This is a genomic window from Kluyvera chengduensis (genome assembly GCF_044197065.1).
In the GTDB taxonomy this organism is placed as follows: Bacteria; Pseudomonadota; Gammaproteobacteria; order Enterobacterales; family Enterobacteriaceae; genus Kluyvera; species Kluyvera ascorbata_C.
Genome location: NZ_JBIQOI010000012.1, coordinates 1 through 15,942, shown reverse-complemented (window position 1 = coordinate 15,942; position 15,942 = coordinate 1). Strand labels below are relative to the sequence as shown.

The window sequence follows — 15,942 nt, the reverse complement described above, 5'->3', positions numbered from 1 at the left end:
TTGGGTACGTCCCGGCGTCGCTTTGCTCGGCCGGGCTACATGGGGGAGAGATTAACCGGTGTTACGCATACCGGCAGCAACGCCCGCGATGGTGACCATAAGCGCCTGCTCAACGTTATGGTTTGGTTCCTGACCTTCTTCCTCTGCTTTACGTGAGCGGTACAGCAGTTCGGCCTGCAGAACGTTCAGCGGGTCGGTGTAGACGTTACGCAGCTGGATAGACTCGGCAATCCACGGCAGGTCGGCCATCAGGTGCGCATCGTTGGCGATATCCAGCACCACTTTGATGTCGGCTTCCAGCTGTTCGCGCAGTTCGGTACCCAGACCCCACAGCTCTTTTTTCACCAGACGCTGATCGTAGTATTCCGCCAGCCACAGGTCAGCCTTCGAGTAGACCATCTCCAGCATGCCCAGACGGGTAGAGAAGAACGGCCAGTCGCGACACATGGCTTCCAGTTTGCTCTGCTTGCCGTCTTCGACCACTTTTTGCAGCGCGGCGCCAGCGCCCAACCAGGCTGGCAGCATCAGGCGGTTCTGCGTCCAGGCGAAGATCCATGGAATCGCACGCAGTGACTCGACGCCGCCGGTTGCACGGCGTTTTGCCGGGCGTGAACCTAATGGCAGTTTGCCCAGTTCCTGCTCCGGCGTGGCGGAACGGAAGTACGGCACGAAATCTTTGTTTTCACGCACGTAGCCGCGGTACATCTCGCAGGAGATATCCGACAGTTCGTCCATGATGCCGCGCCACTCTTCTTTTGGCTCTGGCGGTGGCAGCAGGTTCGCTTCCAGAATGGCGCTGGTGTACAGCGACAGGCTGCTGACGGTGATTTCTGGCAGACCGTATTTGAAGCGGATCATCTCGCCCTGTTCGGTCACGCGCAGCCCGCCTTTCAGGCTGCCTGGAGGCTGGGAGAGCAGCGCAGCGTGCGCCGGTGCGCCGCCGCGGCCGATGGAGCCACCGCGACCGTGGAACAGCGTCAACTCGATGCCCGCTTTCTCGCAGGTTTTGATTAACGCATCCTGCGCCTGGTACTGCGCCCAGGATGCCGCCATCACGCCCGCGTCTTTGGCGGAGTCAGAATAGCCAATCATGACCATCTGCTTGCCCTGAATAAAGCCGCGATACCAGTCGATGCTCAGCAGCTGAGTCATGACGTCGTCGGCGTTGTTCAGATCGTCGAGGGTTTCGAACAGCGGAGCCACCGGCAGCGCAAAGGTAATGCCCGCCTCTTTCAACAGCAGGTGCACCGCCAGTACGTCGGACGGCGTTTTCGCCATTGAGATAACGTAAGCAGCGACCGAGCCGATAGGGGCATCGACAATCGCTTTACAGGTATTGAGGACTTCGCGAGTTTCATTGCTTGGCTCCCAGCTGCGCGGGAGAAGCGGACGTTTGGAATTCAGTTCGCGGATCAGGAAGGCCTGTTTGTCGGCTTCTGACCAGCTTTCGTAGTCGCCGATGCCGAGATAACGGGTCAGTTCGCCCAGCGCTTCGGTGTGACGGGTGCTTTCCTGACGCACATCGATACGCACCAGCGGCACGCCAAAGCACTTCACGCGGCGCAGGGTGTCGAGCAGTTCACCGTTGGCGATAATACCCATACCGCAGGCCTGCAGTGATTTATAGCAGGCATACAGCGGTTCCCACAGATGTTCGTTCTGGCTGATAAGGCCCGCCGGTTTTGGCAGACGCTCACCTTTCAGGCGTGCTTCCAGCCATGCCTGGGTGGACAGCAGGCGAGTGCGCAGGTTTTTCATCAGGAAGCGATACGGTTCGGTGGCACCCGCTTCGCCAACCAGTTCGCGCAGCTCGTCGGTACATTCGACCATCGACAGTTCAGAAATCAGGATCTGAATGTCTTTCAGGAACAGGTCGGTCGCTTTCCAGCGGCTGAGCAGCAGCACGTGGCGGGTGATTTCCGCGGTCACGTTCGGGTTACCGTCGCGGTCGCCGCCCATCCAGGAGGTGAAGCGTACCGGCACGAAATCGACCGGCAGCCGGTAACCGAGGTTCTCTTCCAACTGTTCGTTCAGTTCACGCAGGTAGTTTGGTACGCCTTCCCACAGGCTGTTTTCCACTACCGCAAAGCCCCATTTGGCTTCATCAACCGGGCTTGGGCGATGCTTACGAATTTCATCGGTGTGCCAGGACTGGGCAATCAGCTGGCGCAGACGGCGCATCACCTGGTTGCGTTCGTAGTCGGCGATATCATTGTTATCAAGCTGCTTCAGGCAGTTGTTGATTTCACCCATCTTGTGAATCAGCGTACGACGCGTGATTTCCGTAGGGTGCGCGGTGAGCACCAGCTCCAGCGACAGGGATTCAACGGCTTTTTTAATCGTGGTTTCGTCGAGATTGGGTTGGTCTTTGAGTTTACGCAGGGTACGAGCAATCACTTCCGGGTTGCTTGCCGCTTCGCCTTTTGGCGAAATGCTGTGGTACTGCTCGGCGGTGTTAGCCAGGTTCAGGAACTGACTGAACGCGCGGGCGACCGGCAGCAGTTCATCGTTGGACAGGTTCTGCAGCGTGGTGAGCAGCTCCTGGCGATTGGCTTCGTTGCCCGCACGAGAAGATTTGGACAACTTACGGATCGTTTCTACACGGTCAAGAATGTTCTCACCAAGCGCATCCTTGATGGTATCGCCTAGCACTTTACCGAGCATACTGACATTACTACGCAATGCGGAATATTGTTCGTTCATTAACCCAGACACCCCATCTCATTTTATTTTGTTATATCCCAACCCCTGGAACGTAAGGGCGAGATAAAGACACCTCTTTTATAAAGCCACGTAAAAACCCGTACGTCAATTGCTGCGAAATCGCTTCAGCAAACGAATAAATCGCGACAATTTATGAAAGTTAATTCGTATCGTGCCAGATAAGAAATGCTTATGAAAATGTGAAGGTGATCGCGGGAAAGCGGGGGCGGAGATATGCCGGATGGCGCTGCGCTTATCCGGCCTACGGGCGGGGGAGGCCCGGTAAGCATATCGCCACCGGGCAGAACACATTAGTGCCAGCAGAAGTGATGCACGACCTGGGTAATTAATTCGCGCGTCGGCTTAATAAAGCGCGTTTCCAGGTATTCGTCCGGCTGGTGCGCTTGGTTAATCGAGCCTGGGCCCAGGACGATGGTCGGGCACAGGGTCTGGATAAACGGTGCTTCGGTGCAGTAATTCACCACTTCGGTCTTGGTACCGAGCAGTTTTTCCAGCACCTGAACCAGCTGGTGATCCGGTGGGCATTCATAGCCTGGAATCGGTGGGTGCAGCTCGCTAATCGTCAGGCGGCCCGGCCACTGGGCGCTGACCGGCTCAAGGGCTTCGTCGAGCAGGCCGTTCAGATCGTTCAAGGTCATGCCCGGCAACGGACGGATGTCCATGTGTAGTTCGCAACAGGCGCAGATACGGTTGGAGGCATCGCCGCCGTGAAGGCTGCCGAGGTTGAGCGTTGGATACGGCACGGTGAACGCGTCGTAGTGATAGCGCTCTTTCAGTGAGTCGCGCAGCTGCATCACGCGGCCAATGGCGTCGTGCATAATTTCAATGGCGTTGACGCCGCGCGCCGGGTCGCTGGAGTGGCCGGACTGGCCCATCACGCGGATGGCGTTCGACATATGACCTTTATGCGCGCGCACCGGCTGTAGCGAAGTCGGTTCGCCGATGATGGCGCAGTCCGGGCGAAGCGCGGTGGATTCAGAGAAGTAACGCGCGCCCGCCATGCTGGTCTCTTCATCGGCGGTTGCCAGAATATAGAGCGGCTTTTTCAGCGTCGTCACGTCAACATCACGCAGCGCGTCCAGAATAAAGGCGAAGAAGCCTTTCATGTCGGCAGTGCCCAGACCGTAGAGCTTGTTGTCATGCTCGGTGAGGGTAAACGGGTCGCGGGTCCAGCGGCCGTCGTCGAACGGCACGGTATCGGTATGACCGGCGAGCAGCAGCCCGCCCGCGCCGTGTCCGGTGCTGGCCAGCAGATTGAATTTATTGCGCGTGCCGGGAACCGGCTGTACCTCAACGTTGAAGCCTAATGAGGCGAACCAGTCAGCAAGCAGAGTGATTAAAGACGCATTGCTCTGATCGAGCGCTTCTTCGGTTGCACTGATGGAAGGAGTGCCGATCAACGCACGGTAAATCTCGATAAATGGGGGTAAATTGTTTTTCATTGTTGACACACCTCGGGTCATGATAGTATCAATATTCATGCAGTATTTGTGAATAAAAATACATTATCATTAGGCGTAAGAAAACCCACCAACGGTAGGGTGAATAGAAAACGCTTAATCAGGCAAACGGACATAAGAAGGTGAACAGCCCCGATGTTGAATACGCTGATTGTGGGCGCGAGCGGTTACGCTGGCGCAGAGCTTGTGACCTATGTAAATCGCCATCCTCATATGAACATAACCGCTTTGACGGTCTCAGCGCAAAGCAATGATGCAGGAAAGTTAATCTCCGATTTGCATCCACAGCTGAAAGGGATTGTCGATCTGCCGCTGCAGCCGATGTCCGACATCAGCGAGTTCAGCGCCGGTGTTGATGTGGTGTTCCTGGCGACTGCCCACGAAGTGAGTCACGATCTGGCCCCGCAGTTCCTCGCGGCAGGCTGCGTGGTGTTCGACCTTTCCGGTGCGTTCCGCGTGAACGACGGCGCCTTCTATGAAAAATACTACGGGTTTACCCATCAGCACCCTGAGCTGCTGGCGCAGGCGGTGTATGGTCTGGCCGAGTGGAGCGCCGAGGCGCTGAAAGAGGCGAACCTGATTGCGGTGCCGGGCTGTTACCCGACGGCGGCGCAGCTTTCCCTGAAACCTCTGATTGATGCCGATCTGCTGGATCTCAACCAGTGGCCGGTGATCAACGCGACCAGCGGCGTGAGCGGCGCGGGGCGTAAAGCGGCTATCTCCAATAGCTTCTGCGAAGTGAGCCTGCAGCCGTACGGCGTGTTCACTCATCGCCATCAGCCGGAAATCGCCAGCCACTTGGGCGCGGAGGTGATTTTCACCCCGCACTTGGGCAACTTCCCGCGCGGTATTCTGGAAACCATTACCTGCCGTTTGAAGCCGGGCGTGACCCACGCGCAGGTGGCGGAAACCTTACAACAGGCCTACGGCGACAAGCCGATGGTACGTTTATACGAGAAGGGCGTTCCGGCACTGAAAAACGTGGTCGGCCTGCCGTTCTGCGATATCGGTTTTGCGGTGCAGGGCGAGCACCTGATCGTCGTGGCCACTGAAGACAACCTATTGAAAGGCGCTGCCGCACAGGCCGTGCAGTGCGCCAATATCCGTTTCGGCTTCGCTGAGACGCAGTCTCTTATTTAAGGTGTGACGATGATGAATCCATTAATTATCAAACTGGGCGGCGTGTTACTGGATAGCGAAGAGGCGCTGGAGCGTCTGTTTACCGCGCTGGTCAACTACCGCGAGTCGCATCAGCGCCCGCTGGTGATTGTCCACGGCGGCGGCTGCGTGGTAGATGAGCTAATGAAACAGCTTAACCTGCCGGTGAAAAAGAAAAATGGTCTGCGCGTCACGCCTGCCGATCAAATCGACATTATTACCGGCGCGCTGGCGGGTACCGCCAACAAAACGCTGCTGGCGTGGGCGAAGAAGCATGATATCGCCTCCGTTGGTCTGTTCCTCGGCGATGGCGACAGTGTGCAGGTTACTAAGCTGGATGAAGAACTGGGCCACGTGGGTCTGGCACAGCCGGGTTCGCCTAAACTGATTAATCTGCTGCTGGAAGGTGGTTTCCTGCCGGTGGTGAGCTCTATCGGTGTGACCGCCGAAGGGCAACTGATGAACGTCAACGCTGACCAGGCGGCAACTGCGCTGGCGGCAACGCTTGGCGCAGACCTGATTCTGCTCTCCGACGTAAGCGGTATTCTCGACGGTAAAGGCCAGCGTATTGCTGAAATGACCGCAGAGAAGGCCGAACAGCTTATCGAACAGGGCATTATTACCGACGGGATGATTGTGAAGGTGAACGCGGCGCTTGATGCGGCGCGTACGCTGGGTCGCCCGGTGGATATCGCCTCATGGCGTCACGCGGAGCAACTGCCGGCGCTGTTTAACGGCACGCCGATTGGTACGCGTATTCTGGCTTAATATTTATGTGCCCGATGGCGGCTACGCCTTATCGGGCCTACGTGAAAAGAACCTGTAGGCCGGATAAGCGTAGCGCCATCCGGCAGTGAAATCGAAGAAATTAAGGAAGCATGTTATGGCACTTTGGGGTGGGCGTTTTACTCAGGCAGCGGATCAGCGGTTCAAACAGTTCAATGACTCTTTACGCTTTGACTATCGCCTGGCGGAGCAGGATATCGTTGGCTCTGTTGCCTGGTCCAAAGCGCTGGTAACGGTCGGCGTTCTGACGGCGGAAGAGCAATCTCAGCTGGAAGCTGCGCTGGGCGTACTGCTGGAAGAAGTGCAGGCCAACCCGCAGCAGATCCTGGAAAGCGATGCCGAAGATATCCATAGCTGGGTTGAAGGCAAGCTTATCGACAAAGTGGGCCAGTTGGGTAAAAAGCTGCACACCGGGCGTAGCCGTAACGACCAGGTCGCGACTGACCTCAAACTGTGGTGCAAAGATACCGTTGCTGAGCTGCTGACGGCAATTCGCCAGCTGCAAAGCGCGCTGGTCGACACCGCACAGGCCAACCAGGATGCGGTGATGCCGGGCTATACGCACCTGCAGCGTGCGCAGCCGGTAACCTTCGCGCACTGGTGTCTGGCCTACGTTGAGATGCTGGCGCGTGACGAAAGCCGCCTGCAGGATACCCTTAAGCGCTTGGACGTGAGCCCACTGGGCTGCGGCGCGCTGGCGGGTACTGCTTATGAAATCGACCGTGAACAGCTGGCAGGTTGGCTGGGCTTTGCGTCCGCGACTCGCAACAGCCTGGACAGCGTTTCTGACCGTGACCACGTGCTGGAGCTGCTGTCTGATGCTTCTATCGGCATGGTGCACCTGTCGCGCTTTGCAGAAGACCTTATCTTCTTTAATACCGGTGAAGCAGGCTTTGTTGAACTGTCTGACCGCGTGACATCAGGTTCTTCCCTGATGCCGCAGAAGAAAAACCCGGATGCGCTCGAGCTTATCCGCGGCAAGTGCGGCCGCGTGCAGGGTGCGCTGACCGGCATGATGATGACCTTGAAAGGTCTGCCGCTGGCCTACAACAAAGATATGCAGGAAGACAAAGAAGGCGTATTCGACGCGCTTGATACCTGGATGGACTGCCTGCATATGGCGGCGCTGGTTCTGGACGGCATTCAGGTGAAACGTCCGCGTTGCCAGGAAGCGGCGCAGCAGGGTTATGCGAACGCCACCGAGCTGGCGGATTATCTGGTGGCGAAAGGCGTCCCATTCCGTGAAGCGCACCATATCGTGGGCGAAGCGGTGGTTGAAGCCATTGCTCAGGGCAAACCGCTGGAAGATCTGGCGCTGGCCGACCTGCAAAAATTCAGCGCGGTGATTGGCGATGACGTCTACCCGATTCTGTCGCTGCAATCCTGTCTTGATAAGCGTGCGGCAAAAGGTGGTGTATCACCGAAGCAGGTCGCGCAGGCGATTAGCGACGCGAAGACGCGCCTCGCGTAATTGAGCGAAGTTTTTACACCTGATGTAGCCCGGCCGAGCGCAGCGACGCCGGGTTTTTTACGGCCAAAAAAAAGCGGGCCACGGGGCCCGCAAACGTTCATGTTGGCTTTGTTTGTCGAGTTTGAGAGAAACTCCGAATCAGTGTGACGACTTCAAGGGTTAAACAAGGGTCACCTGTTTCTGTGGTGTATTATTGAACAGAACGCTTGATAGGGATAATCATTCATTGCTATTCTATCTATCGCCATGAACTATCGTGGCGATGGAGGATGAATAATGAATATTCGTGATCTTGAATACCTGGTAGCGTTAGCTGAACACCGGCACTTCCGCCGGGCGGCAGATTCCTGCCATGTCAGCCAGCCAACCCTAAGTGGGCAGATTCGTAAGCTGGAAGATGAACTGGGCGTCATGCTGCTGGAGCGTACCAGCCGCAAAGTGCTGTTCACCCAGGCGGGGCTGCTGCTGGTGGACCAGGCGCGTACCGTGTTACGCGAGGTCAAAGTGCTGAAGGAGATGGCAAGCCAGCAGGGGGAGACAATGTCCGGCCCGTTGCATATCGGCCTGATCCCAACCGTTGGCCCGTATCTGCTGCCTCATATTATTCCCATGCTGCACCAGACCTTCCCGAAGCTCGAAATGTACCTGCATGAAGCGCAGACCCATCAACTGCTGGCGCAGCTCGACAGCGGTAAGCTGGACTGTGCGATTCTGGCGCTGGTGAAAGAGAGTGAAGCCTTTATTGAGGTGCCGCTGTTCGACGAGCCGATGATGCTGGCTATCTATGCCGATCACCCGTGGGCAGAGCGCGATCGCGTGCCGATGTCGGATCTGGCCGGTGAGAAGCTGCTGATGCTGGAAGATGGGCACTGCCTGCGTGACCAGGCGATGGGCTTCTGCTTTGAAGCGGGTGCGGATGAAGATACTCACTTCCGCGCAACCAGTCTGGAAACGCTGCGCAATATGGTGGCGGCGGGGAGCGGTATTACGCTGCTGCCAGCGTTAGCCGTGCCGCAGGAACGCCAGCGCGATGGCGTTGTGTACCTGCCGTGCATTAAGCCGGAACCACGCCGCACCGTTGGCCTGGTCTATCGTCCGGGATCGCCTCTACGCGGCCGCTATGAGCAGCTGGCAGAGGCCGTCCGTGAAACGATGGACGGCCATTTCGATAAAGCGTTAAAACAGGCGGTTTAAGCCGTTTAGCGCCGCTACCCGATAGGCTTCCGCCATGGTCGGGTAGTTAAAGGTGGTGTTAACGAAGTACTCAATGGTGTTACCGCCACCTTTTTGCTCCATAATCGCCTGACCGATATGAATAATCTCGGCCGCGCGCTCGCCAAAGCAGTGAATGCCGAGGATCTCCTTGGTCTCCCGATGGAACAGGATCTTCAGGCTCCCCACGCTCATACCGACGATTTGCGCTCGCGCCAGGTGTTTGAACTGGGCACGACCGACTTCGTACGGCACTTTCATTGCGGTGAGCTGCTGCTCGGTTTTGCCGACAGAGCTGATTTCAGGAATGGTATAGATACCGGTTGGGATATCTTCAATCAGGTGCGCGCTTGCTTCACCTTTCATTAACGCCTGCGCGGCAATGCGGCCTTGATCGTAAGCAGCTGAAGCCAGGCTCGGATAACCGATAACATCACCGACGGCATAGACGTGCGGCAGCGCGGTCTGGTACATGCTGTTCACTTTCAGCTGACCGCGGCCATCGGCCTGTAGCCCGATGTTTTCCAGCGACAGCGAATCGGTGTTACCGGTACGTCCGTTGGCGAACAGCAGGCAGTCGGCTTTGAGCTTTTTGCCAGACTTCAGGTGCATAATCACGCCATCGTCCACGCCTTCAATCTTCTCGTACTCTTCGTTGTGGCGAATAACCACGCCGCTGTTCCAGAAGTGGTAAGAGAGTGAATCTGACATTTCTTGATCGAGGAAGGCCAGTAGGCGGTCGCGGGTGTTGATGAGATCAACCTTAACCTCCATTCCACGGAAGATAGAGGCATATTCGCAGCCGATAACCCCTGCGCCGTAGATAATCACGTGGCGCGGTTCGTGGTGCAGGCTGAGAATCGAGTCGCTGTCGTAAATGCGCGGGTGGGTAAAGTCGACGTCGGCCGGGCGATACGGGCGTGAGCCGCAGGCAATCACGAACTTATCGGCGGTGAACGTTTCGACGGAACCGTCCGGACACTCCAGGGCGATGGTGTGCTCATCGACGAAGCGGGCGTCACCCTGCAACATTTCACAGTGATTACGCTCATAAAAGCCCTGACGCATGTGAGTTTGCTGATTGATAACGCTATCGGCATGATTCAGGATGTCGGCAAATGAGGAGCGGAGAAGTCTGCTGTGGTCGCTGTAGAGAGGGTTCTGATTGAATTCGATAATACGGCTAACGGCGTGGCGAAGGGCTTTAGACGGGATGGTACCCCAGTGGGTACAGCCGCCGCCGACATTATGATAACGCTCGATAACGGCGACACGGGCTCCTTGCTTCACCAGACCCATAGCAGCACCTTCGCCGCCGGGGCCGGAACCAATTACTATTGCATCATAATCGTAGGAATGTGGCATGGTAAGGCTTACCTGTTCTTATACATAAAAGCAACAGAATCATAACATCATCGAAGTAATAACCCAATTATCGTTGGGCTTTTTTCATACGAAATAGCATAAATAGCATGTAAACAATCATTAACAAAGCTGCGTAAGTCGATTCGTTTTATTCTCTGGTATAGTGCCAACACGGCTTGTGGAAGGATTCAGTCATCGTGATGGGTGTTAGAGCGCAACAAAAAGAAAAAACCCGGCGTTCGCTGGTGGAAGCGGCATTTAGTCAACTCAGTGCCGAGCGTAGTTTTGCCAGCCTCAGCCTGCGCGAAGTGGCGCGCGAGGCAGGGATTGCGCCAACCTCCTTTTATCGTCATTTCCGCGATGTGGATGAGCTTGGGCTGACCATGGTCGATGAGAGCGGTCTGATGCTGCGTCAGTTGATGCGTCAGGCGCGCCAGCGTATCGCCAAAGGCGGCAGCGTTATCCGCACTTCTGTTTCAACCTTTATGGAATTTATCGGTAATAACCCGAACGCCTTCCGCCTGTTGCTGCGCGAGCGTTCAGGCACTTCTGCGGCATTCCGTGCCGCGGTCGCCCGCGAAATTCAGCATTTTATTGCGGAACTTGCCGACTATCTGGAAATCGAAAACCATATGCCCCGAGCCTTCACGGAAGCGCAGGCTGAGGCGATGGTGACGATTGTATTTAGCGCGGGAGCGGAGGCTCTGGATGTAAGCCTTGAGCAGCGTCGCCAGCTGGAAGAGCGGCTGGTGCTGCAGTTACGGATGATCTCCAAGGGCGCATACTACTGGTATCGCCGTGAACAAGAGAAGATGACACATCAGTCCGAATAAGGTGGTAGACGAGCAATGAAACAGTCAGGTCAAGATAAAGGTACGCTGCTGCTGGCGCTGTTGGCTGGCTTATCGATTAACGGGACGTTTGCGGCACTGTTTAGCTCCATCGTACCTTTCTCTATATTCCCTATTATTGCGCTGGTGCTGACGGTGTACTGCCTGCATCAACGTTATCAGAACCGTACAATGCCGGTCGGGTTACCGGGCCTGGCGGCCGCCTGCTTTATCCTTGGCGTGCTGCTGTATAGCACCGTGGTGCGCGCAGAGTATCCGGATATCGGCTCTAACTTCTTCCCGGCGGTACTGTCGGTGGCGATGGTCTTCTGGATTGGCGTGAAGCTGCGTAACCGCAGGCAGGAACAGCAGTAAACTGTTGGCCGGATAAGGCAACGCCGCCATCCGGCAACCTGCTCAGGAACAGCCGGATGGCGCTATGCTTATCCGGCCTACCATTCCTTACTTCTTCGTTAACAGCACACCGCATTCCATATGATGGGTATACGGGAACTGATCGAACAGCGCCAGGCGCGTCACGTTGTGCGTCTGGCTCAACGTTTCCAGGTTCTGGCACAGCGTCTCTGGGTTACAGGAGATGTACAGAATGTTCGGATACGCCTGCACCATCTTCTCAGTTTCGCTATCCAGGCCACTACGTGGTGGATCGACGAAAATCGTCTCACATTGATAGCTTTTCAGGTCAATTCCCTGCAAACGGTTAAATTCCCGTACGCCGTTCATCGCCTGCGTAAACTCTTCTGCCGCCATGCGGATAATCTGCACGTTGTCTATCTGGTTGGCCGCAATGTTGTACTGCGCTGCTGCCACGGACGGTTTGGCAATTTCGGTTGCCAGTACGCGGTTAAAGTTGCGCGCCAGCGCCAGCGAGAAGTTACCGTTACCGCAGTAGAGTTCCAGCAGATCGCCGTTTGAATTCTGCGTAGCATCCAGCGCCCACTCCAGCATCTGAATGTTCATCGCGGCGTTCGGCTGGGTGAAGCTGTTCTCTACCTGACGATAGATCATCTCTTTGCCCGCAACCGGCAGGCGCTCGTCAATATAGTCTTGATCCAGCGCGATTTTGGTTTTGGTCGCGCGACCAATCAGGTGCACGTCCAGCCCCTGTGCGCGCAGTGCGTCACGCAGCGCTTCGGCCTGTTCGCGCCACTCGTCGTCGAGCTTTTTATGATACAGCAGCGAAACCACCGCCTGATTGCTCAGGGTGGTGAGGTAGTCAATCTGGAATAGCTTGTGGCGCAGCGTATGATTATCGCGAACGCCGTCGAGCACGGCGGTCATCAGGGTGTTAATTAGCTGGCTTGCCGCAGGGAAAGAATCTACGCGGATGCGGTTCTTGGTCTGCTGATCGAACATGATGTGGTACAGGTCATCACCGTCGTGCCAGATGCGGAATTCCGCGCGCATACGGTAGTGGCTGACCGGCGAGCGAAACACCTCCGGCGCGGGAGCGCTAAACGGCGTCATCATTGTTTGCAGGCGAGTGACTTTCTCGGCGAGCTGAGCGTCGTACTGTTCGGTTGGGAGATGTTCGGGGGTCATGATGCATCCTGAATAATAAAAGTACGCGGGGATTGTAGGGCTTGTTCAGGGGATGTCCAGCGCCGATGACGGTGAAAATCATAAATAGCAGTCTGGACATCTATATGTAACTAAATGTAGCATCCCCGTACCGGTCCTGTGAGTTAAAAGGGAACCCAGTGTAAATCTGGGGCTGACGCGCAGCGGTAAGGAAGGTAAGAGGTGAGCGCATTTAATGCAGACACTGCGGCGTGCCGTGGGAAGTCATCACCTCTTTATATAGCCTCCAAGCCCGAAGACCTGCCGGATAACGTCGCATGGGGTTTTATCGTCGCGAGCAACTGATGAAACCTGCGGCATCCCTTTTCTATTTGGATGCTTTTAAAAATGATTAAAAAAGCTTCGCTGATGACGGCGTTATCCGTCACGGCATTTTCCGGCTGGGCGCAAGACAGCAATTCTGACTCGATGGTGGTAACGGGCACCCGTTTTCAACAGCCGGTTAATACGGTATTGGCCCCAACCGATGTGGTTACGCGTGAGGATATTCAGCGCTGGCAGTCCAAAGATCTTAATGATGTGATGCGCCGGCTGCCGGGAGTCGATATTTCGCAGACCGGTGGCATGGGAAATAGCTCTTACCTCTATGTGCGTGGTACCGAAGCGCGTCATGTGCTGGTGCTGATTGATGGGATCCCAATGGCGCGGCCGGGTATTTCCAACGGTATCGATATTAGCCAGATTCCGGTCTCGCTGGTGCAGCGTATTGAGTATATCCGTGGCCCGCGTTCTGCTGTTTATGGATCGGGTGCTATTGGCGGTGTGGTTAACATCATTACCATGAGTGATGATGAACGCGCACAGATCAATGCCGGGATGGGTTCGAATGGCTACCAGACTTATGACGGTGCGGTGAATAAACGCTTTGGTGACACGATGATAACGGCGGCGGGCGCTTATCAGACGACCAAGGGGTTTAATATTGTCCCTGATTCGGCTTACAGCGGTGACAGTGACCGAGATGGCTATCGCAATAAACTGTTCTGGGGCGCCGTGCAGCATAAGTTTGACGAGAACTTCTCGGGCTTCTTCCGTGGTTATGGATACACGGCCAACAGTGATTACGATCAGAATACGATGTATGGCTCTCCTGAAGGTAATGACGAAGCTCAGAACTACAACCAATCCTGGGATACCGGGCTGCGATACAACTCCGGTATCTATTCTTCTCAACTGATCGCTAACTATCAGCATCTTAAAGACTATAACTACACGAATAACCTCGGCCGCTATGCTGGTCAAGCCACGCTGGATGATATGGAACAGCGTTATATCCAGTGGGGGAACAATTTTGAGGTTGGGCACGGGGCGATTAGCGGTGGTGTGGACTGGAAGCAGGAAAAGCTGGTGTCCGGCAGTACGACAAAAACCGATGCCTATAAACGTGATACGACAGGGCTTTACCTGACCGGTCAGCAGCAGATCGATACCGTGACGCTGGAAGCATCGGGCCGTGAGGACCACGATGAACAGTTTGGCTGGCACGGTACGTGGCAAACTGCTGCGGGTTGGGAATTTGTTGATGGTTACCGCGCAACGCTTTCTTATGGCACCGGCTTCCTGGCACCCTCTTTGGGACAGCAGTATGGTGCAGCGCGTTATGGATATGGAAGCAACCGAGGCATCATTGCCAATCCGAATCTGCAACCCGAAGAATCTAAGCAGTGGGAAGCAGGAATTGACGGGATTACTGGACCGCTGGATTGGAAGCTCTCTGCGTACCACTATGAAATTCAAAACCTGATTGATTATAAAAGCTCGAGTAATTACAGCCAGTACGTCAACGTGAAGTCGGCCACCATTAAAGGCGTTGAGTGGACGGGGAACATCACGACCGGCCCGGTAGAACATCACCTGACGCTGCAGTATGTTGATCCGCGTGATGACGAAACCAACCAGGTTCTTGCTCGTCGTGCGAAACAGCAGGTGAAGTATGAGTTAACTGGGCAGGTTTACGATCTCGGTTGGAATATCGCTTACCAATATTTGGGGCAGCGCTATGACAATAACTACGACGAGACAACAAACACCTCTAGTCGAGTTAAAATGGGGGGCGTGAGTCTGTGGGATATCGGATTGTCATATCCTGTCACCTCACACCTGACCGTTCGTGGTAAAATAGCCAACCTGTTCGATAAAGACTACGAGACAGCATATGGCTACCAAACTGCAGGACGGGAATACACCTTGTCTGGCAGCTACACCTTCTGAACCACGTCCTACCGTACTGGTGTTTGACTCCGGTGTCGGTGGGTTGTCGGTCTACGATGAGATCCGGCATCTCTTGCCGGATCTCCATTACATCTACGCTTTCGATAACGTCGCTTTCCCTTATGGGGAGAAGAGTGAAGAGTTTATCGTTGAGCGCGTCGTGGAAATCGTTACTGCGGTACAGGCACGCTACCCGCTTGCTTTAGCGGTGATCGCCTGTAACACGGCCAGCACGGTCTCACTGCCCGCGCTGCGCGACAAGTTTGTCTTCCCGGTTGTGGGCGTCGTGCCTGCCATTAAACCGGCTGCACGCCTGTCGGCTAACCGTATCGTAGGATTGTTGGCGACGCGGGGCACGGTAAAACGTCCTTATACCCACGAGCTGATTTCGCGCTTTGCCAATGAATGCCGTATCGAGATGCTGGGGTCTGCTGAGCTGGTGGAGCTGGCGGAAGCGAAACTGCACGGTGAGGCGGTTCCTCTGGAAGAGCTGCGCCGTATTCTGCGTCCGTGGTTGCGCATGCAAGAACCACCGGATACCGTCGTGCTCGGCTGCACGCATTTCCCTCTATTACAGGATGAGTTGCTGCAGGTGCTTCCCGAAGGCACCCGCCTGGTGGATTCCGGTGCAGCTATTGCGCGTCGAACAGCCTGGTTGTTAGAACATGAAGCGCCGGATGCGAAATCCAGCGATGCGAATCTGGCATACTGCATGGCGTTGACGACAGAAACTGAGCAACTTTTACCCGTTTTACAGCGCTACGGCTTTGAAACGCTCGAAAAACTGCCTGTTTCGGCCTGATTTGAGCAAAAAAGAGACGGTTGAAAAGTTTTTTTAAAACAGGGCTTGTCAACGTCTCAGAACTCCCTATAATGCGCCTCCACTGACACGGAACAACGGCAAACAAGCCGCCGGGTCAGCGAGGTTCTCCTGAGAATCTCAACAGAGAAAAGCGAAATTAAATGCTTGACTCTGAAGCGGGAAAGCGTATTATGCACATCCCGCGCCGCTGACAAAAAGCGAAGCGGCACTGCTCTTTAACAATTTATCAGACAATCTGTGTGGGCACTCGAAGATACGGATTCTTAACGTCGCAAGACGAAAAATGAATACCAAGTCTCT

General features: G+C 55.4%; 12 protein-coding genes and 1 riboswitch. Of the genes, 8 read left to right on the top strand and 4 right to left on the bottom strand.

Annotation, left to right across the window (positions count from 1 at the left end; genetic code table 11):
* Positions 1-51: 51 nt before the first annotated feature.
* The gene (gene ppc, locus ACH1XZ_RS21020) at positions 52-2,703 is read right to left on the bottom strand and encodes a phosphoenolpyruvate carboxylase (RefSeq protein ID WP_395597033.1); all 2,652 of its coding nucleotides are present in this window, start codon (positions 2,701-2,703) and stop codon (positions 52-54) included.
* A 311-nt stretch (positions 2,704-3,014) separates the two neighbouring features.
* Positions 3,015-4,166, bottom strand: a complete 1,152-nt coding sequence (gene argE, locus ACH1XZ_RS21015) for an acetylornithine deacetylase (protein WP_395597032.1) — start codon at positions 4,164-4,166, stop codon at positions 3,015-3,017.
* Between the two features lie 153 nt (positions 4,167-4,319).
* Between argE and argC the strand changes: the two genes are divergently transcribed.
* From argC to oxyR, 4 genes are all read left to right on the top strand, one after another.
* A complete protein-coding gene (gene argC, locus ACH1XZ_RS21010; protein WP_185668790.1) occupies positions 4,320-5,324 on the top strand; it encodes an N-acetyl-gamma-glutamyl-phosphate reductase in 1,005 nt (334 codons plus the stop codon).
* A gap of 9 nt (positions 5,325-5,333) precedes the next feature.
* Positions 5,334-6,110 carry an acetylglutamate kinase gene (gene argB, locus ACH1XZ_RS21005; protein ID WP_395597031.1) on the top strand — a complete coding sequence of 259 codons (777 nt, stop codon included), beginning with the start codon at positions 5,334-5,336 and terminating at the stop codon, positions 6,108-6,110.
* Positions 6,111-6,225: 115 nt separating this feature from the next.
* Positions 6,226-7,599, top strand: a complete 1,374-nt coding sequence (argH, locus tag ACH1XZ_RS21000; protein WP_395597030.1) for an argininosuccinate lyase — start codon at positions 6,226-6,228, stop codon at positions 7,597-7,599.
* A 276-nt stretch (positions 7,600-7,875) separates the two neighbouring features.
* Entirely contained in the window at positions 7,876-8,793 is a 918-nt protein-coding gene (oxyR, locus tag ACH1XZ_RS20995; RefSeq protein ID WP_035896652.1) for a DNA-binding transcriptional regulator OxyR, read from the top strand.
* Here oxyR and sthA read toward each other — a convergent pair.
* Positions 8,776-10,176, bottom strand: a complete 1,401-nt coding sequence (sthA, locus tag ACH1XZ_RS20990) for a Si-specific NAD(P)(+) transhydrogenase (protein WP_185668786.1) — start codon at positions 10,174-10,176, stop codon at positions 8,776-8,778. The two genes, oxyR and sthA, sit on opposite strands and share 18 nt — an antisense overlap.
* A 197-nt stretch (positions 10,177-10,373) precedes the next feature.
* Between sthA and fabR the strand changes: the two genes are divergently transcribed.
* Together fabR and ACH1XZ_RS20980 are read left to right on the top strand one after the other, a co-directional pair.
* A complete protein-coding gene (gene fabR / locus ACH1XZ_RS20985; RefSeq protein WP_395597029.1) occupies positions 10,374-11,009 on the top strand; it encodes an HTH-type transcriptional repressor FabR in 636 nt (211 codons plus the stop codon).
* Positions 11,010-11,024: 15 nt separating this feature from the next.
* Positions 11,025-11,381 carry a YijD family membrane protein gene (locus ACH1XZ_RS20980; protein WP_395597028.1) on the top strand — a complete coding sequence of 119 codons (357 nt, stop codon included), beginning with the start codon at positions 11,025-11,027 and terminating at the stop codon, positions 11,379-11,381.
* Between the two features lie 87 nt (positions 11,382-11,468).
* Here ACH1XZ_RS20980 and trmA read toward each other — a convergent pair whose 3' ends face one another.
* On the bottom strand, positions 11,469-12,569 hold the full coding sequence (gene trmA / locus ACH1XZ_RS20975) for a tRNA (uridine(54)-C5)-methyltransferase TrmA (RefSeq protein WP_395597027.1): 1,101 nt from the start codon (positions 12,567-12,569) through the stop codon (positions 11,469-11,471).
* Positions 12,570-12,683: 114 nt separating this feature from the next.
* Positions 12,684-12,870, top strand: a riboswitch (cobalamin riboswitch).
* Positions 12,871-12,935: 65 nt separating this feature from the next.
* Between trmA and btuB the strand changes: the two genes are divergently transcribed.
* Both btuB and murI read left to right on the top strand, forming a co-directional pair.
* Positions 12,936-14,819: a TonB-dependent vitamin B12 receptor BtuB gene (gene btuB, locus ACH1XZ_RS20970; RefSeq protein WP_395597026.1), complete on the top strand. Its 1,884-nt coding sequence runs from the start codon at positions 12,936-12,938 to the stop codon at positions 14,817-14,819.
* The gene (gene murI / locus ACH1XZ_RS20965; RefSeq protein WP_395597025.1) at positions 14,764-15,621 is read left to right on the top strand and encodes a glutamate racemase; all 858 of its coding nucleotides are present in this window, start codon (positions 14,764-14,766) and stop codon (positions 15,619-15,621) included. The genes btuB and murI overlap by 56 nt, the downstream gene beginning before the upstream one ends.
* Positions 15,622-15,942 lie beyond the last annotated feature (321 nt).

Bases quoted from the DNA above. Each gene is read 5' to 3' on its own strand.
- ppc (WP_395597033.1), bottom strand. From the start codon at position 2,703: ATGAACGAACAATATTCCGCATTGCGTAGTAATGTCAGTATGCTCGGT.
- argE (WP_395597032.1), bottom strand. From the start codon at position 4,166: ATGAAAAACAATTTACCCCCATTTATCGAGATTTACCGTGCGTTGATC.
- argC (WP_185668790.1), top strand. From the start codon at position 4,320: ATGTTGAATACGCTGATTGTGGGCGCGAGCGGTTACGCTGGCGCAGAG.
- argB (WP_395597031.1), top strand. From the start codon at position 5,334: ATGATGAATCCATTAATTATCAAACTGGGCGGCGTGTTACTGGATAGC.
- argH (WP_395597030.1), top strand. From the start codon at position 6,226: ATGGCACTTTGGGGTGGGCGTTTTACTCAGGCAGCGGATCAGCGGTTC.
- oxyR (WP_035896652.1), top strand. From the start codon at position 7,876: ATGAATATTCGTGATCTTGAATACCTGGTAGCGTTAGCTGAACACCGG.
- sthA (WP_185668786.1), bottom strand. From the start codon at position 10,176: ATGCCACATTCCTACGATTATGATGCAATAGTAATTGGTTCCGGCCCC.
- ACH1XZ_RS20980 (WP_395597028.1), top strand. From the start codon at position 11,025: ATGAAACAGTCAGGTCAAGATAAAGGTACGCTGCTGCTGGCGCTGTTG.
- trmA (WP_395597027.1), bottom strand. From the start codon at position 12,569: ATGACCCCCGAACATCTCCCAACCGAACAGTACGACGCTCAGCTCGCC.
- btuB (WP_395597026.1), top strand. From the start codon at position 12,936: ATGATTAAAAAAGCTTCGCTGATGACGGCGTTATCCGTCACGGCATTT.
- murI (WP_395597025.1), top strand. From the start codon at position 14,764: ATGGCTACCAAACTGCAGGACGGGAATACACCTTGTCTGGCAGCTACA.